The 19,748-nt window shown below is 43.9% G+C and carries 17 protein-coding genes; 8 read left to right on the forward strand and 9 right to left on the reverse strand.

The window, feature by feature from the left end; genetic code table 11:
• Window positions 1–121: 121 nt before the first annotated feature.
• A complete protein-coding gene (locus ABWY16_RS20960; protein ID WP_353906619.1) occupies window positions 122–1,054 on the forward strand; it encodes a ketopantoate reductase family protein in 933 nt (310 codons plus the stop codon).
• Between the two features lie 521 nt (window positions 1,055–1,575).
• Here the strand turns inward: ABWY16_RS20960 and ABWY16_RS20965 are convergent.
• Together ABWY16_RS20965 and ABWY16_RS20970 are read right to left on the reverse strand one after the other, a co-directional pair.
• Window positions 1,576–2,415 carry a transglutaminase-like domain-containing protein gene (locus tag ABWY16_RS20965; RefSeq protein ID WP_353906620.1) on the reverse strand — a complete coding sequence of 280 codons (840 nt, stop codon included), beginning with the start codon at window positions 2,413–2,415 and terminating at the stop codon, window positions 1,576–1,578.
• Window positions 2,412–3,155: a proteasome-type protease gene (locus tag ABWY16_RS20970; RefSeq protein WP_353906621.1), complete on the reverse strand. Its 744-nt coding sequence runs from the start codon at window positions 3,153–3,155 to the stop codon at window positions 2,412–2,414. The genes ABWY16_RS20965 and ABWY16_RS20970 overlap by 4 nt, the downstream gene beginning before the upstream one ends.
• Before the next feature lie 208 nt (window positions 3,156–3,363).
• On the opposite strand from ABWY16_RS20970, the gene ABWY16_RS20975 reads away from it, so the two are divergent.
• From ABWY16_RS20975 to ABWY16_RS20985, 3 genes are read left to right on the forward strand one after another with little or no spacing between them, the layout of a single operon-like run.
• Window positions 3,364–4,812: a circularly permuted type 2 ATP-grasp protein gene (locus ABWY16_RS20975; protein WP_353906622.1), complete on the forward strand. Its 1,449-nt coding sequence runs from the start codon at window positions 3,364–3,366 to the stop codon at window positions 4,810–4,812.
• 19 nt (window positions 4,813–4,831) lie between these two features.
• A complete protein-coding gene (locus tag ABWY16_RS20980) occupies window positions 4,832–5,764 on the forward strand; it encodes an alpha-E domain-containing protein (protein ID WP_353906623.1) in 933 nt (310 codons plus the stop codon).
• Between the two features lie 11 nt (window positions 5,765–5,775).
• The gene (locus ABWY16_RS20985) at window positions 5,776–6,747 is read left to right on the forward strand and encodes a transglutaminase family protein (protein ID WP_353906624.1); all 972 of its coding nucleotides are present in this window, start codon (window positions 5,776–5,778) and stop codon (window positions 6,745–6,747) included.
• Window positions 6,748–6,823: 76 nt separating this feature from the next.
• Here the strand turns inward: ABWY16_RS20985 and ABWY16_RS20990 are convergent, their stop codons facing one another.
• The gene (locus ABWY16_RS20990; RefSeq protein ID WP_353906625.1) at window positions 6,824–7,009 is read right to left on the reverse strand and encodes a hypothetical protein; all 186 of its coding nucleotides are present in this window, start codon (window positions 7,007–7,009) and stop codon (window positions 6,824–6,826) included.
• A 130-nt stretch (window positions 7,010–7,139) separates the two neighbouring features.
• On the opposite strand from ABWY16_RS20990, the gene ABWY16_RS20995 reads away from it, so the two are divergent.
• Complete coding sequence (locus tag ABWY16_RS20995) at window positions 7,140–8,396, forward strand: alkaline phosphatase family protein (RefSeq protein ID WP_353906626.1); 1,257 nt, start codon at window positions 7,140–7,142, stop codon at window positions 8,394–8,396.
• Here ABWY16_RS20995 and ABWY16_RS21000 read toward each other — a convergent pair.
• A complete protein-coding gene (locus ABWY16_RS21000; protein WP_353906627.1) occupies window positions 8,359–9,639 on the reverse strand; it encodes a flavin-containing monooxygenase in 1,281 nt (426 codons plus the stop codon). The two genes, ABWY16_RS20995 and ABWY16_RS21000, sit on opposite strands and share 38 nt — an antisense overlap.
• Window positions 9,640–9,699: 60 nt before the next feature.
• Window positions 9,700–10,245, reverse strand: a complete 546-nt coding sequence (locus tag ABWY16_RS21005) for a hypothetical protein (RefSeq protein ID WP_353906628.1) — start codon at window positions 10,243–10,245, stop codon at window positions 9,700–9,702.
• A gap of 109 nt (window positions 10,246–10,354) precedes the next feature.
• On the opposite strand from ABWY16_RS21005, the gene ABWY16_RS21010 reads away from it, so the two are divergent.
• Entirely contained in the window at window positions 10,355–11,017 is a 663-nt protein-coding gene (locus tag ABWY16_RS21010; RefSeq protein ID WP_353906629.1) for an HAD family hydrolase, read from the forward strand.
• Window positions 11,018–11,036: 19 nt separating this feature from the next.
• Here the strand turns inward: ABWY16_RS21010 and ABWY16_RS21015 are convergent, their stop codons facing one another.
• Window positions 11,037–11,762 (reverse strand): class I SAM-dependent methyltransferase, encoded by a 726-nt coding sequence (locus ABWY16_RS21015; protein WP_353906630.1) that lies wholly within the window; start codon window positions 11,760–11,762, stop codon window positions 11,037–11,039.
• A 121-nt stretch (window positions 11,763–11,883) separates the two neighbouring features.
• Between ABWY16_RS21015 and ABWY16_RS21020 the strand changes: the two genes are divergently transcribed.
• Window positions 11,884–12,774, forward strand: a complete 891-nt coding sequence (locus tag ABWY16_RS21020; RefSeq protein WP_353906631.1) for a LysR family transcriptional regulator — start codon at window positions 11,884–11,886, stop codon at window positions 12,772–12,774.
• A 9-nt stretch (window positions 12,775–12,783) separates the two neighbouring features.
• Here ABWY16_RS21020 and ABWY16_RS21025 read toward each other — a convergent pair whose 3' ends face one another.
• Complete coding sequence (locus ABWY16_RS21025; protein ID WP_353906632.1) at window positions 12,784–13,254, reverse strand: FKBP-type peptidyl-prolyl cis-trans isomerase; 471 nt, start codon at window positions 13,252–13,254, stop codon at window positions 12,784–12,786.
• Window positions 13,255–13,456: 202 nt separating this feature from the next.
• On the opposite strand from ABWY16_RS21025, the gene ABWY16_RS21030 reads away from it, so the two are divergent.
• On the forward strand, window positions 13,457–14,467 hold the full coding sequence (locus ABWY16_RS21030; protein WP_353906633.1) for a fatty acid desaturase: 1,011 nt from the start codon (window positions 13,457–13,459) through the stop codon (window positions 14,465–14,467).
• 93 nt (window positions 14,468–14,560) lie between these two features.
• On the opposite strand, the gene ABWY16_RS21035 is transcribed toward ABWY16_RS21030, so the two are convergent.
• Together ABWY16_RS21035 and ABWY16_RS21040 are read right to left on the reverse strand one after the other, a co-directional pair.
• Complete coding sequence (locus ABWY16_RS21035) at window positions 14,561–17,878, reverse strand: NHL repeat-containing protein (RefSeq protein WP_353906634.1); 3,318 nt, start codon at window positions 17,876–17,878, stop codon at window positions 14,561–14,563.
• A gap of 12 nt (window positions 17,879–17,890) precedes the next feature.
• Window positions 17,891–19,744: a glycoside hydrolase family 88/105 protein gene (locus tag ABWY16_RS21040; RefSeq protein WP_353906635.1), complete on the reverse strand. Its 1,854-nt coding sequence runs from the start codon at window positions 19,742–19,744 to the stop codon at window positions 17,891–17,893.
• Window positions 19,745–19,748 lie beyond the last annotated feature (4 nt).

The raw sequence follows: 19,748 nt of genomic DNA on the forward strand, positions 1-19,748 counted from the left end.
TCACAACCACCTGCAAAAATCCCCAATTTAGTACTTATATGGGGGTAAATAGCAGAGTAACCTGGTAGTAAAATTATACATTTATCATTACTGTTGAATAAGCGTTTCATACTTTTACCGGATGTCTTTCAAAGCTTTAAATAATATATACATAGTAGGTCTCGGCGCGTTGGGCGCAATGTACGCTTCAAAGCTTCAGGACCTTGATCAGGATAGCGTGAAGATTATCGCAGATCCACAGCGGATGGAGAAATACCGGAGATCCAGGTTTACCGTTAACGCTGAGCAGCGTAGCTTCCAGTATATTTCCCCGGGAGATCCTGTACCTTATGCCGACCTAATCATTGTGACCGTGAAATTTCACGCGCTGAGCCAGGCCATACAGGATATAAGGTCTTTCGTTGGTCCGGATACAACCATCATTTCTCTTTTAAATGGTATTGGTAGCGAAGAGCTGATTGGAGCAGTGGTAGGTACTGAACATCTGCTACACGCCTATGCTGTTGGAATGGATGCTATGCGTAAAGGTATGGTGTTCCGGTATTCAAATATGGGCAGGATTGTATTTGGTGACAAAGGCAATGGTAACAGTACGGTAAAGGTACTTGCGCTGAAGGATCTTTTTGAACGGGCGAAGATTCCTTTTCTAACGCCGGAAAACATCGAACGGGCATTGTGGACAAAGTTTATGATGAATGTTGGAATCAATCAGGCTTCTACGATATTGAAAGCGCCATATGGCGAATTTCAAAAGCCTTCCCCAGCCAGAGAGCTGATGCTCATGGCAGCACGTGAAGTTTTACAGCTTTCGCAATATTATGGAGTTGAGCTTAGCGAAGCCGATATCACCGAATTCATCAAAATCATTGAAACACTTACTCCGGATGGGAAAACTTCCATGCTGCAGGATATCGAAGCAAACCGGAAGACCGAAGTAGAAATATTTGCCGGCGCAGTCATGGAAATGGGTAAAACACACAAGATTGCAACCCCGGTAAACGAAACCTTTTACCGTATTATCAGATATATGGAAACCACCGGGACGCATCAATAATTTCGGAAGCAAAATAATGAGTTTGTTTATGCAGCTCAATCAACTGAAGGCCTGAAGATCAGGCCTTCATTGTTATGGCGAAAATTTCAAAGATCCTCTAATTATATATATCATCTTCTATTATTTTGTGACAAATACACATATCCGTAAAACAATTACGAGAACCAAGAGTATTTCCTGATAATATTTTATAAATTCATTATCGCAAATAAAAATAATTGTGAGCTTTTAAATTAATTTAAGAAAATAGAAAAAACGTCAAACTAAGAACATCAATTTTACGTATTACATTTATACCAGATCCTATAGCTATGAAAATACTTAGAAACAGGCACCTTGTTAAGGTGCGTATGATACCGATGCATGCTATATCTTCAGATTATTTTAATAAGGTGCGTGAGCTTAATTCGGATGAGCATAGCAGATTACTCAAGCAGGGTTTCGAAGATGGATATGACAGATGTCTCAAAGATCTTGGCATTCAAGAAAAAGATCATCCAAGGGGCAGACGTGAAGCCTGACTAAATATAAGAGTATCCCTGCAAAGCCGAATCAAAGTCGAGTTTCTCAAACTCAGCATTTAATGAAACGGTATTGACATTCATATTCAAAAATTGGAGGTTTCCAAATATACTGGCAAATGCCGTATCAACGGCATCCACACCCGTGGCTATTTTCACAAGACCATTCAGAGGAGCCAGTTTTGTAGCATCTATAACCACCCAATTGCCCCCAAGATAGGCTTCAAAGCAGGCATGAAAATCCGGCGGAGTCAGGTTGTAAGCATATCCGGTAAAATATCTCGCAGGGATGGTCAGCGCCCTGCAAAGTGCAACGCCTAAATGTGCAAAATCACGGCATACCCCTATCTGTTCAGTAATAGTATCATATGCTGATGTTTGTGCTGTGGTAAATCCTCCATATTGTACATTGGTATATATCCAGTCGCGGATGGCCATTACTTTTTGATAAGCGTGCTGGTTACTCCCAAACTGATGATAAGCAAATCTGTATAACCTGTCCGACTGGCAATACCGGCTTGGATTGAGGTAATTCAGTGCAGATGCCGGCATTAAACTGATTGGCACATCGTCAAGCTGTTCAGCGGGAATGATCCTGAACTGATTTTCCACTGTAGCCTTATAACTTATATTGATATCCCCGGTTTCTGGTATTTCGATGATCTTGAACCTCTTCTCCCCCGAAATGGAATTCAGTTCTTTCATCTTCAGTGAGGGACTGGTTTCAAAACTTTCCTCCAGCACCACCTGGTTTCCCGATCTGAAAGGTTGTATATTTAAGATCAGCGTTGAAGCTGATAAAGCTTTGTAGGCGACGGTTGCCGATACCTCAAATTTCATATTTCGTTTTCATTAGATACGTGCATTTTACTGAAAGCTGTGTCCATCCATCCATCAGGAATTTTGGTAAGCGCTGTTTTCAGCTCTTCTGCCCATTGCTCTGAAATATTTTCAAGATCTTTTTTTGTATACCTTTGTTCGATCATTTCAAAACTGTTGTTCTGATAAAGGACCACATCGATGGGAAAGTCAACATCATTTGCGCTTACACGCGTAGAATCAAAAGAAAGAAAGCCACTTTTCAATGCGAGGTGCATACTCGATTCATTGGTCAGTGTTCTGTTCAGTATCGCTTTGCCATGCCCCGAATTTCCTACGATCACAAATGGTGCTCCCTGCCCCAGCTCTACCCAGTTCCCTTCAGGATACAATAAAAATAGTTTATGTTCTTCATCGTCCTTTAGCTGCCCGCCGATGATAGTATTCAGGTTAAATTTAAAGCCCGACGCTTCCAGCGACTCTTTGTCTTCCCTTGCCACCCTTTTCACCTGCTCACCGAAATCATTTACCGCCTTGTAAAGCTTATTATGCTCTATACCCTCATCAATCCGTTCCTTAAAATACAATACGGCCTTATCCCTCACAGAGCGGAGTCCGCTGGTCATAATAAAGAGTGAGTACTTGTCTTTCTGATATAAATATATTTTCTTTTTTTCTGTGGTATCTGTACCTGAAGTAACCCTTGTATCTGCAATTGCCACTAATCCGTCCTTAACTTTTATTCCCAAACAATACGTCATAATATACCTTTCATTTTAAATATAGCGCTAAATATATCGATCACTCCGAAAAAAAAATCATTTTATTAGTATAAATAATATTTTGAGTTGTTATGTGAATAATAAACTTGTTTTTAACAGGCAAATATTCATATTTTAACAAAATAAAACTGAATACCCCTACACAGATTTCAAATAATTTACCAGGCATTTATATTATCCGGCTAAAATGACTAAAAATACGCATACAGAATTGTATAATATGCCCAGCAATACCTGGGATGAAATGTTTGATCAGTTGAAACAGGTCAGGACTGAATACAAAGTGGTCATGGATTACCTGGAACTGGAATCTACAGAAGAGCTGAATAAAAAAGAAGAGCTTTCCAAGGTACTCTTCATGAGCCAGGGTATCACGTTCACTGTATACAACAGCGGAGAAGGCATCGAAAAGATCTTCCCCTTTGATATTATCCCGAGGATCATCAATTCTGATGAATGGGAATATATCGAAAAAGGCATTAAACAAAGGGTAACAGCTTTAAACCTGTTCCTGAAAGATGTTTACAGTGATCAGTTTATTATCAAAGATGGTATCGTACCCATCGAGATCATCTATTCATGTCCCCACTTTCTCAGGGAAATGTGTAATGTAAAGGTGCCTCATGATATCTATATCCATATCGCAGGTATTGACCTGATCAGGGATAACGATGGTACCTACTATATCCTGGAAGACAACGTGCGTACACCTTCGGGAGTGAGTTACATGCTGGAGAACCGCGAGATTACGAAAAGACTGTTTCCCGATTTGCTACCGCAGTGCAAGGTCAGGAGCGTAACAGAATATCCGAATGTATTATACAATAACCTGAGGGAACTGTCGCCCCGTCAGATTGATAATCCCACGATTGTATTACTAAGTCCAGGTAGCTTCAACTCAGCTTATTTTGAGCATACTACCCTCGCCCGCTTAATGGGAATTGAACTGGTTGAAGGACCTGACCTTATCGTTGAAGATCATAAAGTATATATGAAAACAACAGCAGGCCTGCAGCAAGTGGACGTAATTTACCGCCGGGTAGATGATGAGTACCTGGATCCATTGGTTTTCAATGCTAACAGTATGCTTGGTGTCGCCGGACTGATGAATGCATACCGCAGGGGCAATGTCACTATCGTAAATGCAGTTGGTAATGGCGTAGCCGATGATAAAGCTGTTTATGTCTATGTACCGGACATGATCAGGTACTACCTGAATGAGGAGCCCCTGCTGAAAAACGTACCGACCTACCAGCTGGGTAATAAAGATGAGCGGGCACACGTTTTTGAGAATATCAACAACATGGTCGTAAAACAAACAAACGGCAGTGGCGGCTATGGCATGCTGATGGGGCATGCAGCTACGCCTGAGGAAATTGAGGCGTATAAGATCGAGATCATGAAAGATCCGCGGCAGTTTATTGCCCAGCCAACAATCAGCCTGTCCTCTGCACCTTGTTATATGAATGGGGTAATGCAGCCACGGCGGGTAGATTTCAGGCCTTTTGCCGTATGCGGCCCCAGTGGAATAACCATTGTTCCCGGCGGATTGACACGTGTAGCTTTAAAAGAAGGCTCACTGGTAGTGAACAGCTCGCAGGGCGGCGGCAGTAAAGATACATGGGTACTTTCATAAATTAAATGATCATATTAATATGTTAAGCAGGGTTGCAGAGAGTTTATATTGGATGAGCCGTTATGTAGAGAGAACGGATGGTATGTTGCGCATGCTTAAAATAAATTATGCTGCATCGCAGGATGCAGTGTCAGAATTTTCATGGAGCCCGGTGATCCGCATATTTTGTGGCCCGGAACCTGAAGGTGCTGAAGGAATTGAGTTCAACAGCCGCGCTGTCTTGCAGTTTATGGTAACGGACAGGAACAATCCAAATTCCATTATCAATATTATCACACAGGTAAGGGAAAATGCCCGCAGTGTGCAAGACCACATTACCAAGGATGTATGGCAGTGCTTAAACGAATATTACCATACCGTAAAAGATCCGAAGCTGAAGCTGATGCTGAAAAAGGATGATCCGATTTCGGTACTGGATATCCTGATCAAACAGGGTACTCTGTTTTATGGAACTACTGAGGTAACTATGCCCAGAAATGAATGCAGCAGTTTTATGCGCATCGGCAAATACCTTGAACGCAGTATACAGTCGGTCGATGTTTTGGATATCAAGTTTGGATCGGTAGATCATAATCCCGATCTCCTTACCAATACGAGTTACTGGAAACACCTGTTGCTGTCTATAGGCGGTTACGAATTGTATTTAAAAACTTACCGTCAGGGCATTGAAGCAGAGAACGTACTGGCGCAGGTGGTCCTGAACAATGAATTCCCGCGATCGGTAATTTATTCAATGAACCAGCTGAACAAATACTTTGACCGTTTAAAGGTTGACGGGCATATCAATCCGGGTGACCTGGGTTTTCTGATAGGGAGACTGCAAAGTAAGGTAAAGTACAGCGCGCTCAAAGGACTGAAGCAGGACGACCTGCACTTGTTCCTGGCCGAGATCAAATCTGAGCTCTATGGTATAGGAAATGCATTCAACCAAACTTGTTTTTCACTGTCTTAAAATTTGTAAAGATGCCGGAATTTAATATCAAACATATCACTAAATACACTTATGAATCCCTGGTAAAGGACAGTGTGAACCATATCATTTTATATCCCAAAGAAGATGAGCACCAGAAAGTACTGAAACATGACCTTAAAATTTCAGGAAAACCCCGGGTAGATACATTTGTTGATTATTACGGGAACAAAGTTGGCTTTTTCACTTATAGTGAACGCCACAGGGAACTGGAGATCTATTCTGAACTGACTGTTACAACTACAGCTAAGGAACCTCCTGCGGAAACTATGTTTGGTGCTATGGAATGGGATGAAATCCAGCGCCTGCGGTACCAGGTGCCCTACATAGACTATCTTAAATGGGAAGCTTTTGACGGTTTACCGGAACTAAGGTCAATGATCAGTGATAGCATACCGGAAATAGGCACCCCTTACCAGACAGCCCTTAACTACTGCACCTTTGTTTACGAAAAGTTCAATTATATACAGGGGGTAACTACTGTACAGACTAAACTCGATGAGATCTGGCAGTTGAAAGCCGGTGTATGCCAGGATTTCGCCCACATCCTTTCACAGATGCTGCGCATGGTAAATATCCCTGCAAAATATGTGAGTGGATATATTTGCCCCAATAAGGATGGTATGCGCGGAGAGGGTGCTACGCATGCCTGGGTTGAAGCTTATATTCCTTCCTACGGATGGCTTGGGCTTGATCCTACCAACAACTGTATTGCCAGTGAAACTTATGTAATTCTTGCCTATGGCAGAAGTTTTACCGACTGCTCACCGGTGAAAGGCGTTTACAAAGGTCCTTCGAGTCATAAGTTGACCGTTCAGGTGATTGTGAGTTATGATGACGGAGTGACTGAAACACTTGATCCCGTTGAGGAACTTCTGGATCCTGAACCTGAAATCCCGGTTGGACAAAGCAATAGTTACCGCCGGAACCTCGAACTGATGCAGCAGATCCAGCAGCAACAGTAACAATAATCCTATCAACGAAATACAATAAAAAGCCCGGTTTGAATGTTCAAACCGGGCTTCGTTAATTTTGAAGAGATTAAGGCTTCGTTTTTCTCAGCGTGTCAGTCCGCATTGTATCTGTTCTGGTGCTCTTTTTCATTTTGGATTTCGGCTTCATCTTGTGTTTTTGAACTTTTTTAGTAGTGTCTTGCTGAGGAGATACCCCTGCAAATGTGCTGAGAGAAAAGGCTGCAAGTAGCAGCATTGCAAATAGCTTTTTCATAGCGATTACTTTTAAGTGTCTAATTTTCTGGTAAACAACCGGTAGCTGATGTTGTTTTAAAAAATAACAGTAGTTTAACCTGCACCTCTTTTTCTTCACTTAAATTCGTTTCAAATAATTTCCTTAAGAAATGACACAGTCTATAAAGTTCAGTTCTCTGTTTATCCTTTTATTATCTCTGAGCGTATCCAGCCATGCGCAAAAGAAAGTACAGAAAACCCTGTTTATTATTGCCGACGGAATATCTGCTGATGTTATAGAGCGAACTGCTACACCAAACCTCAACCTGATCGCCAAAAAAGGCAAATACATGAGGGCGCATGTTGGCGGTGGTAAAGATACGTACTCACAGACTCCCACTATTTCGGCTGTCGGTTACAATAGTTTACTGACAGGTACATGGGTGAATAAACACAATGTGTGGGACAATGATATCAAAGCGCCCAATTATAACTACCCAACTATATTCAGGTTATTTAAAGATCAGTATACTGATAAAAAAATTGCAATCTTTTCCAGCTGGCAGGATAACCGTACAAAATTAGCAGGTGATGGCCTGGCAGCTACCAATCAGCTGCATGTCGACGAGCATGCAGATGGATATGAACTGGATACCCTAAACTTCAAACATGATAAAATGCGTGATTTTATGCACCGCATCGATGAAAAAGTTATAGATGAGGCTGTTTCACGCATCAAAACAAAAGCTCCTGATCTTTCATGGGTATACCTGGAATATACAGACGATATGGGACACATGTATGGCGACAGTCCCCAGTATACCCATGCAGTAGAATTGATGGACCAGCAGGTGGGCAGGATCTGGAATGCAATACAGTACAGGGAACAGAATTTTAACGAGGAATGGCTGATCTTTATCACCTCAGATCATGGAAGGGATGAAAAAACCGGCCGTAACCATGGCGGACAATCTGAAAGACAGCGTTCAACCTGGATAGTGACCAATGCAGCTAAGCTGAATACTTATCAGCAATACTACTTTCCCGGCATCGTAGATATTATGCCAAGCATCGCAGCATATATGCACATTGATATCCCTGTAGCGCAAAAAAGGGAAATTGATGGGATTTCATTAACAGGCCCCGTTTCGGTAGCCCAGCCAGTTGTGAATTACATTCAGGGCAGCCTGGATATCTGCTGGAAAGCGCTGGATAAAGCTGATAAGGTAAAAATCTGGGTATGCAGGGAGAATAATATCAAAGAAGGCAAAGCAGACTACTATCAGCTGCTTGCAGAAATCCCTGCCGGAACTGAACACGCAACTCTATCCGTTAAAAATCTGCCTTCATCTTTTTACAAAATATGCATTGAAGGCAGGTACAACACAGTTAATCAATGGATAACTGTGCGGCCAGCTGATCTGTGATATAGGCAGCATCGTCCTGCAACCCATATATCGTGCCGGATTTGCGTGTGCGGAGCCAGGGAAATCCCAGAAAGAATAAACCCCTGATCGGAGAAACTCCCTCCTCGTGAACAAGTTTACTCTGCTGATCAAATACCGGAAGTTTTAGCCAGCCGAAATTTCCGCGTAAACCTGTAGCCCAAATCACTGTAGTAATTCCATGTTCGGCGATATCCAGCTGCGTATCCGTAGTGACACTTAATCCCTCCGGATCTGGCAGATCGGCATCGTCAACATCTGCAGGAGAAGCCGCAATACCATTCTTTTGAATATATTCATCTACTCTTTGCTTTATCTTCGCAGATATCTGATCTCCAAATTGGATGTTTGCTTTCGTACTGTCGTCAAAATAGAGTTTCCCTTCTTCCCAGCGCAGCAGACTTCCCAGGAGCGTTACCCCATCCCTGTAAAGGCCCTGTAAACTTAAAGTATGTCCCAGCGGACCATCGCCCGAGACTAGAAATGGAACATCATTGAGGGCTATTGAGGGATCCGCCAGTTCATCAGTTCTCAGTTCGAAATTCCCTGACCTTACAAACCAATCAGTGATGTCTGCCCCTCTGTACCGGCGCGGTAAACGTCCGACTTTACTGGTTGCAAGATAAACTTTATGTGCGGTGGCAGCTATTTCTTCGGCAATCTGGGCACCGGATTTTGCACTCCCAACGATCAGAACATTTCCTGCAGGCAGCTGGTCAGGATTCTTGTAATGGAAAGAATGAAGCTGTGTGATATTTGCCGGCAGCGTTTTGCTGATTGACGGTGTTTTAGGCTCATTCAGCATGCCGGAGGCAACAATTACCTTTTTGGCAAGCCAGATCTCCATTTCTCCGTTGTGATCGGTTTCCACATTGAAGAAGCCTGTGCTGTCGTCTTTGTCCAGAGCAGTCACGCGGTAGTGTTCCTTAACGGGAATACGGTTATTTTCCACATATTTTGTCAGCCCTGCATGAAAATCCTGTGAAGGTATAAACTGATCTCTTTTTCCAACCTCAGGCAGATCGCCAGGCAAACAGTTCATCCATGCGGGGGTATCCAGTCTGAGGGAATCCCAGCGCTGGTTCAGCCAGGACTCACCAATGCTGCCCCGCTCAAAGATCACATAACTGAGCCCATGTTTGTTCAGAAAGTACCCGGCAGAAAGACCAGCCTGGCCGGCACCGATGATGATCACATCATATATTTCAGACGTTTTTGAAAACATTCTGCAAATTTTGGCAAAAAATATAGACTGTGAAATCACCAATACCGGTGAATCACTGTTTTACATGGCCCTGGTATACCAGATCGGAGAAGTAATAATACGGCTGCCATCAGCTTCGGTGATATCGCCATAATAAAAACCCGTGGCAGGATTGGCAAGTGCATCATGACTAAAAGTCAATGTTCCTGAACTACTGGTAGCATTGCCTTTGGTGCTGTTCCACTTCCCGGGGTTATAACTGAGATTAGTGGAAAATGCTGATCCGCTTGCCAGAGCAGAGCCGACAATGGCGCTATCAGCGGCCGGATCATAAAGGGCAGAAATGTTATTGTAATCCCTGGTTTTGGGATGTGCAAGTGTGGCAATGGCATTCGGGCCAAACCGGTTAATGATACTGAACAGGCCTGCAGTACCGGTATAAGTATTCTTAGGGACAAAGATCTGGTTTTCTCCGGCCTCCCATCCGATCAGGGAGTCGATGCCGTACACAATCACATGCCCGCCCCCACTGATTACACCCCACTCCATTCCGTGCAGGGCCAGAAAGGTGGCTGAATGCAAGGCCAACACAATGATAGTCAGGATAACCGATAAAAGTTTTCTCATATATCTGGTTTATTATACAACGATAAAAAGAGAAATATTCGCGTCGTTAAGGATAGATTAAATGTGAATACTTTGATAAAGACCTTGGCAAAACATACTAAATTGCGGCATGAACAATGAAATTGCAGTAATTTTTGATATGGATGGGGTCATCTGCCACACCAACCCTTATCATTCCCTTGCCTTCCGCGAATTTTTTTCTGCCAGAAACCTCTCCCCAACTAACGAAGAGTTTGCCGAACATATGTTTGGCAAGAGTAACAGTTATATTCTCAGCCATTTTCTTAAAAGACCAGTAACCGGAGAAGAGTTCCTGCAGATGGAAGAAGAAAAAGAAGGACTGTTCCGCAAGATCTATGAACCACATATTGAACCGATTGCCGGAATTGTGAACTTTATGACGGATTTGAAAAGCAATGACGTTAAGCTTGGAGTTGCGACTTCTGCACCGCGTGCAAACCTGGATCTGATACTGGGCAAAGTGCCCATCCGTACCCATTTCGGATCTATCCTGGCAAGCGAAGATGTAAAAAAACACAAACCAGACCCTGAGGTTTACCTTAAGTCTGCAGCTAATCTGGGAGTAATTCCTGAACAATGCCTGGTATTTGAAGATTCCTTTTCGGGCGTATCAGCAGCCTTAAACGCAGGTATGCGGGTTGTAGGTGTGCTGAGCAGCCATACAATAGAAGAACTTCCGCCCTGCAACTTATATATCGACAATTATTCAGATCTATCCTACGGCAAAATCAGGGAACTGTTTGTATCCTGATTTTGCTCAGGTTAAATCCTTATTTAATTCCACCAAAGGCAGCGAAACAGGCATTTTTATGTAAAATGTCTGTGTATCTGAATCCGGCGGCTTTCATCAGGTCCAGCTGGTAGGATACAGAACGCGGTGAATCTTCAGCATCGATATAGGCAAGCACCTTATCGCGGTATTCAGCGCCACCAAGCTGCTCCAGGTAACTGGCATATCTTGCTTCAAAAAGCTGGTTCAGCTCCCCGGGCTGATGACTGATCAGATCAGAAATCCAGAAGCTGCCTCCCGGCTTCAGTGAGCGGTAAATCTTATTAAAGACGCTTTCCCAGTCGCTATCTGCTCTCAAATGATGCAAAACAGCAGCTGCAAGCACAATGTCATAATGGTTTTCCGGTAAGTCGGCCACTAAAATATCTGCCTGTAAAATTTCTACATTCCCTGTAGTTACGGCTGATACACGTTCATGCGCCCTTTGTAACATGGGCATGCTCAGATCAATCAGGGTGCAGTCCAGTCCGGGAATCTTTTCCAGCATTTTAAGCGTATAATTCCCCGCTCCACAGCCGATATCCAGCATAGTTACCGCTGCAGGTGTTACTGTGGCAGCTGCACTTGTAGTGAGTTCAAGCGTGAGCGGAGCATCAATTGTCGTTTGCTGTCCGGTATCGAGGTTTGAAAAACGCTCTACGTCCTGGTCAAATCTTTTTTGTATCTCTTCTACAGAAGATTTAGGCTTTAAGTTGTTCTGTTCCATTTTATTATTATTTATTGAGCAACATTTATTCAATTTCCCTTTGAATATTTTATAAACTTAGAGATATTAATGATATTTGAAAAATATCAATTTTGTCAATTATTGATATCAGCAAAGTATCATGGAACTCAGACATCTCCTCTATTTTAAGACTGTTGCCGAAGAACTGCATTTCAGAAAAGCGGCATTAAAACTGTTTATATCGCAGCCTCCCTTAAGCAGACAAATCAGGGAACTGGAAGAGGAACTTGGTGCAAGACTTTTTGAGCGCAACAATAAGAAAGTTTCCCTCACTCCGGCCGGGATATATCTCAGGAAACAGGTAGAGAGCATTTTCTCACAGCTTGCAGAAACCAAAAATGTAGTGAAGCAGCTGCATGACAATATGAGCGGGGAGCTGAAGATAGGTTATATCAGTTCCACTTATCATCAGCAACTGATGGATACACTGAAAGAGATGCGCGGTATTTTTCCACTATTGACTGTAAAGCTGTTCGAGATTCCTACTGTAAAACAGGTAAAAGCGCTTGAAGAAGGCAAGCTTGATATTGGTATTATGCGGGCACCTGTCAATTCAGAAAAGCTAACAGTTGTTTCACTTTTTCAGGATCCTTTCCTTATAGCCCTTCCCTATGATGCTCCTGAACTGAAAAACAACAGCGACTGGAGTACCTACCTGGCACAGCAGCCTTTTATTTTTTTTAACAGGGATTATGCCCCGGTATACTACCAGAAATTAATTGAGATATGCCAGCGCATGGGCTTTTCACCCGAAATTACGCATGAAGCGAATAACGTGCATTCCATACTGAGAATGGTGCAGCATGGGGCGGGAGTTTCTATCCTGCCATCGGCAATTAAAGAACAGTTTCCGGATTTAAAAATCAGGTATATAGATCTTTCACACCTGTCAATCAGCACAGAGGTTGTACTGGCCTACCGCGCACAGGAGAAAAACGAAGCCATCCTTTGGTTTGAAGAAAGATATACCTCTATCTTCAAACCCCGATGAAAACTGTATCTATTTAACTGCTGAAAGCGAAACTGTGAAATCAAGTATAGAATTTGCAGCGATTGCCCCGGTATTGGTATTTCCATAAGCGTATCCTGATGGGATAATCATGCGGATCTTCCCCCCACTCTGGATATATGGTATTCCAATCTGCCATCCTGTTATTACGCCACCCAATGCAAATGTAACGGGTGCACCAGCTTTAGTAGCATCAAATACAGTACCGTCCAATAATTTTCCTTCATACTCAGCGGTAATTGAAGTATTGGCAGTATAGGTTACTGAACCGCTACCCGGCGCAATAATCTGATAAAATACGCCCGACTTATCTTTCAGTGCAGGAATTTTGTTATCTGTAATAAACTTACGGATAGCCGTAGTATCGGTTCTGAACTGTGCATCAGCATCAAAACTATCTTTAGAACAAGAGGCGAAGCATCCAGCTACGCTCAGCAGCAGTAATAGGTATTTTACTTTCATGATGAATGCAAATATATAGATTCCATTTAAAAATTTACCGGCATAGATCAGGCAAATCAAAACAATTTTTTAAAAGCTAAAGCTTAATCGTTTTATTTGAATACCAATACATTTACTTAATTTAAGCTAAATTTGGCACCTGAAAATAGTCGTATGTCATGTTAAAACCATATCTTACTCTTTCCTAGCAAAACTACTACCTATGATGAAAAAAACAAGCTTTAACTGGTCGGATGAAGTGGAACCGCATAAACTGCGCACAAAGACGATTATCAAAGAACATCCGGAGATCAGGGCGCTGATTGGCCGAAATCCCTATACCTTTCTGATTATCCTTTTTTGTGTAGGGCTGCAGATTGCCCTGGCAGGAGTGTTACAAAACCAGGCCTGGTGGTGGAGTGCGCTTGCAGCTTATTTCATAGGTGCTTTTGCCTGCCATACCTTATTTATCTGTATCCATGAATGTTCACACAACCTGGTATTTAAAAATAAGACCTCAAATGTAGTGAGCAGTATACTTGCCAATCTGCCGCTTATATTCCCAAGTGCGGTATCCTTCACAAAATACCATATGAAACATCACTCTTACCAGGGTGTTGAAGAACTGGATGCTGATATGCCAAACCGCTGGGAAGCCAAACTCATTAACAATTCAACTGCAGGTAAAGCAGTGTGGCTGTTGTTTTATCCTATTTTTCAGGCACTCAGACCAATGCGCTTAAAGGAGATCAATCTTTTTGATACCTGGACAGTGATCAATATTGCCGTTCAGGTGATTTTTGCAGTGGCCATCGTATCACTGTTCGGCTGGACTGCCCTATTGTATTTAACGCTAAGCTTTTTCTTCTCTGTAGGTTTACACCCGCTGGGAGCAAGATGGGTTCAGGAACATTTCTTAACTCACGGAGATCACCAGGAAACCAAAAGTTATTACGGCAGGTTAAATGTGGTTAACCTGAATGTAGGTTTTCATAATGAACACCATGATTTTCCTTCCGTACCCTGGAATAAGCTGCCACAACTAAAGGCTATTGCTGATGATCACTATGAAAGCCTGGGATACCATACTTCCTATACCAGATTATTATTTCAGTTCCTGTTCAACAGGGAAATCTCGGTGTATTCGAGAACAGCGCGTTCCAACAGAGGGGGTGCAAAAAAAGCACCTGGCACAACTGCTCCTGTTATGAGTTATTCTGAAACAGCGAATTAGGCCTGAATTTTATCCCGCACCGATGTGTGGCACAGACGATTTATATAAAAAGGGACAGCATGGCTGTCCTTTTTTGATTGACAGGCTATTTAACTATTTAAATTCGAAATCTCCCCAGAGCCCCGGCATCAGCTCCGCTTCTGCCGGCACATCCGAAACTATTCCTGTAGCTTTATTACTCCAGTAAACCCTTGATACTGTCTGTTCCTCTTCCCCCCTCAGGATTCCGATATCACCCTTTACATGCATCCCTGCGACAGGTTTTAACTGCAGTACAGCCAAAGGAACAGATACTTCATATTCCCCATCTTTGCCGGCTGCAAACTGTATCTTGTCGCTTACGTCCGTTACCTGATCAAAAACTATAGTCCTCCAGGGTGAAGAAAAAGGAACTTTATCTGCTTCCTTAGCGCCGGTAACCACCGCACGGTACAATAATGCCTTTGGCTTCCCTTTGATCATGGTAACCAGCAAGCGCTGATCCCCTGCTGCAGCTGTTATCCTGCCAGGCTTTGCGGCCGGATCTGAACTGATCATCAGATCCAATGCTCCTCCCGTTTTAAAAGGGGCTACAGGCATTTCCCCGGAGTTCTTCAGCAGTTCAGCATTACCTGTCTGCCAGGCCATATAAAGTTTGTCACCCGCAATTGCAATCGCCCCTTTGATAGCGTAAGGTTTGGAATTTGAATTGAAATTGGCTTTTACACCACGTTTGTCTATATCAGCCCATTCCGCAGCCCTCCAATCGTCGAATTTTCCGTCTACCTGCATTGGCTGATCGCCGAGCGATACAAGCAATATCTTTTTTCCCTGATTGTCCTGGCGTACAGCTTCTGCCCTGGCCAGGAAAAGACGGCTTTTATCAAGATCTTCCTTACTTACGCTGATCGTTGTTGCCGGCAGCTGGCGAATACTTTCTAATCCATCTACCTTCACTATACTGCTGCGTCCTCCATCTACCAGATAAACTTCAGCTCCTGGCAACACTGTCATCGTGGGCCAGAAATTTTCTTCTGAGAGGCTTAAACCATCAAGGCTCATTCCGCGATCTGCCGAAGGCATTTGCCAGCGTCTTCCTGTACGCATAGGTTCAAACAGCGTGGTCACAAACAGGCCATCAGCTGTAAAAATATATACCATGCCGTGGTTAGAATTCACAGCCCATAAGGCCTCAGCTTCAGCACCTGTATTTTCCATTAAACCGCCCAGCAGATGGGTTGTTCCAATCAGTTCGCCGGGGAAAGAAGGGATTGGCGCCTCATGAGAAGCGTGCAGGCCGGGCCATAAATCGGGGTAACTCCACATCGCCTTGCCATCTTTTGCACCACTAACAGAGTAGCGGTGAAAGGGCAATATTCCCTGCAATGCTACTGTCCAGCCAGTTCCAGTGCTTAACACCTGGTTTCCGCCTGATGAGGCAGAGGCCTGAACACCCTCAGCCAGGATTTTCCTTTGCGCTGATTTATATACAGGTATTCCCTCTGCAGTAAAATTCTGCACCGGGAACTGCAGCGCTTTACCATCCAGCTGTGAAATACAGAAAGATAAATCGTTCATGACAGTTACTCCCATCGCAAACCCTTTTTCAAAATTTACTTCTGCAGGCTGTACCTGCGCATCGGCATTCAGGTCTACCCAGATAAAGAATGCAAGCGACCGGTCTCCCTTTGCATTCAAATCTACTCCCGCCGGGAGCAAAGTTCTGAAGCGCTCTTCTTTTAACACATCCCAGTTATCTGCCCTGCCCATTGCTGCTGCCGGGTAAGCAATCCCATTGCGTTCTGCAAAGATGAATGCTGTAGTATTGCCACTGGTTGGGTTGGAATTGTAGCAGTTGGTAAAGTAACGTTTTCCATCATGGTACAAAGCGGTTTCCGGGCCCCCACTTCTGAATGCGAGCGGCAGTGTGCCTGCACCGGCCCGATAAAGTATACGCTTTAGCCGGGAGGTACCTGTATTCCAGTCCAGCTGAAATTCCATAGCACCCCGCGTTTCTTCTGCATAGTAAAATTTGTTTTTATCTGCAGGGTCTATTGTACCTCCTCCACCATATTTGGCAGGGCCGTAAAATGCTTTCAGTAGTTTCCCGCTGAGCGACCACACACTAACTCTTTTTGGCAGATAATCATTTTCTGTTACCCAAAGCTGCTGCTGATCATCAATGGTCATACCCGCAGGATTATTCATATGGAGTTCATCATAAGTACCTGCTTTCGGCAGTCCCGGTTTACCAATTGAACGGAGCAGTCTGCCCCTTGGATTAAATACCTTTACCTGGTGACTGTCTCCCCCATCACTGATATAGAGGTTTTCATCAGCATCCAGTGTTATGCCAACTGGGGCTTCAAGCCCTCTGGAGATGATGGTTTGAGGAGCAGCGCTACCTGTCAGCTCTGCTAAAGAATTGAACCTCAGCAGTTGCTTGCCTGATAGCACATAGAGCCGTCCCTGCACATCAAATGCCAGTCCACGTGGTGCATTCAAAGATCGGGAACCTATGATTTTCCCAGTGACCAGATCTGCTGCCAGTAACTGATTTTTTAAAGTCAGGCTCAGCACAGCTACAGCATTATTGACCGCCAATCCACCTATTTCTGCGGTTTTATCATCATTTGGGGAGACCGGACCAATAGTTTGCAAAAGCACTTTCTTCTCCGATCCGCTGGTTAGAGCATTGATCCGCAACTCTCCTTCTCCCGATTTTTTTGCCGTTTCCCAGACTGAAGCAACGTACGCACATACTCCGGCCACTGCCTTCTCCCCTGCGTCTCTTGCCAAATACGGTGCTGCAGTCCATGCTCCTCCTATCCATTTTTTCCCTCCCAGTTTTTTACCATTGAGATCAACCCAGGCTAAACCATCCGGACCTTCTGTAATGTAGTTTCCAAGATATACCAGTGGCTGGCCGGTCGGACTCTGACGGGCAGGAACAAATAGGGCAGCCTGTGGAGGGGTATGATTGGCAAGCCATCCACCTGTATGATCATTGGTGCTCCATGGCGGATTACCTGTAGTATATACAGAAAATTCGTAGCTGGTATTGATTTTTGCATGTACCAGACCTCTTACTTTATATTTGCCCGGAAGAACAAACCTGGCTGGAATATGATATAGCCCGTGATGTGTGGCTTCCACATCACGTCCCAGATCGTCCAGGCCATCCCACCATGCGGTATTTTTCCCGGCTTTGAACCATGTGTCCGAAACCAGATTCCTTACACGTACGCCATTATGATCTTCGATGACCAGGGTTACATATCCCGCTTCTTTCAGTTCAAATGGAATTGCAATAGGTGGATCAGGTGCTTTAGTCGTTGTTTCTTGCGCTTGTGACTGCGATTGAACTGCGGCAGCATTCATCAGCAAGTTCAGGATCAGCAATGCGATGTATTTCATATCTGTAAACCTCATAAGCTGATGATATTAAGGAATAGTATTAAAGATATCAGTTTTCGTCTGTTTAAATAGCCTTTCAATTTCAATCCCGGCAAACACCAGACCGATCAGCCCATGCGAATCATTGTCTGTTTTGGGTCTGTTCATATAATCACTTACATTCTCGCTGCTCATTGTGCCCACACAAATATTATTGACAGTTCCATCCGGTTCAATGCAGGAAGCAATATATTTCCAGGCTTTTCTTACAGATGGAAGATATTTTTGCCCAGAAAGCCAGCCCTGATTGATGCCACGGGCGATGTTCATACCGATGATAGCCGTTCCTGAAAGTTCTTCATAGGAATCAGGACGATCCAGTACATTATGCCAGCAGCCACTCTTCTGGTCCTGTAATTTAACCAGTGCATTGACATGACGCTGGTAGTAATCCATTATCTGTTTACGCATGGGATGATTTTCAGGCAGCCGCAGCAGGACTTCGGTACTAGCCCATATTCCCCATCCGTTGGCTCTTGACCAGTAAGGCAGCCTGGCTTTCCGCCTGGAATATTGCGCATGCTGGTACAAATTTGCCGCAGGATTGAACAGTTGTTTGTTAAAGGCCAGTACCTGACTGGCAGCATCATTCAACAGAGCTGTTTTTTCCTTCGGGTCATCGGCTTCCAGTGAAGCCTGTACCAGAAAGGGTATGCCCATAAACATGTCGTCTACCCAGGTGGTATATTTCTCGGGGGTTTCTCTGGTGAAATTTCCTTCAGGCAACCTGATCTGATGATTTACCACATAGTCTTTAACGTCATTCACAAATGCTTCGTACTGTTTGCGGTTGTCAAAATTCTTATGTCTGGCCAGGCGGTAAATAAAAGGCATGGCCGGAGCGGCGGTAAAATCCAGCAATGGAGTGTTAAAAAGCTGGTGATGGGTAGACTGGAAGCCGTTCATCTTATTTACCTGGTAACCTATAAAAGGCTTTTTTTCCAGCATGAAATCTGTCCAGCGCCTGGAATAATCATCATATTTCTTTATCCCGGTGGCTTCAGCCAGATTAGACATTGCCCAGGCCAGGCCACCGGCATGATAATTCCAGTTATAATAAGTCCCCCAGTATGGTTTTGGATTGATCACATCCGCAAAGACCTGGATCTTTGGAATGGTCCAGGTGATATCTTTTACGCCGTCAGTATAGAGCTTACCAATTTCAAATCCTTTCTCAGGACCGTAGGCTGTGTCTGAGGGGTATTGGCCGGAGATCATAAAAGGCCCGGCGACCAGCCAGTTGCTGAGTCTGGCTATTTCCGCCGTGATACCAGGTAGTTTTGCTATGCTCAGTTTAGGACTCCAGGGAATCCTTTCTTCAATCAACGCACCTTTAGGCTGGATATAAAAGGTCCATTCTTTCCCCCTGGTTTCAGACTTCAGCAAAATCCTGTTCTGCCCCTTTTTGAGTTTTACAGGGAATTCGTTCTCGAGGGCAATATCTCTTTCCAGCGCAGCTATCTTTAATGGCCTTGCACCCTCCTTTTGATAGACTACTTCATCATTGAGCCAGATTTTGAGGGCGTCGTTGTGGCTCACCTGAATGACGAAAGCAGTATCCACTTTACTATCAAACTCACTTAAAGCATAAGCCACAGCCGGAATGCCCAGTCCAAATGTCTTCCCAAAATCCACATACTGAACAAAATCAAATGCCGTATGATTTGGTTCCAGCACCAGCTGAAATTTGAAAGGGGTTTCCCTGATGATTCTGTTGGCGACGGTTACCACAATCTCAAGAGGGCTCTTGTTTTCAATAGACCTGGGTTTCTGGGCAAATGATGGCTGGAATAAGACGCTGAAGAGCCCACAAGCTATTATCGGCTTTAAAATTGTTATCATGTCT

Source organism: Pedobacter sp. (genome assembly GCF_040513095.1).
Classification (GTDB): Bacteria; Bacteroidota; Bacteroidia; order Sphingobacteriales; family Sphingobacteriaceae; genus Pedobacter.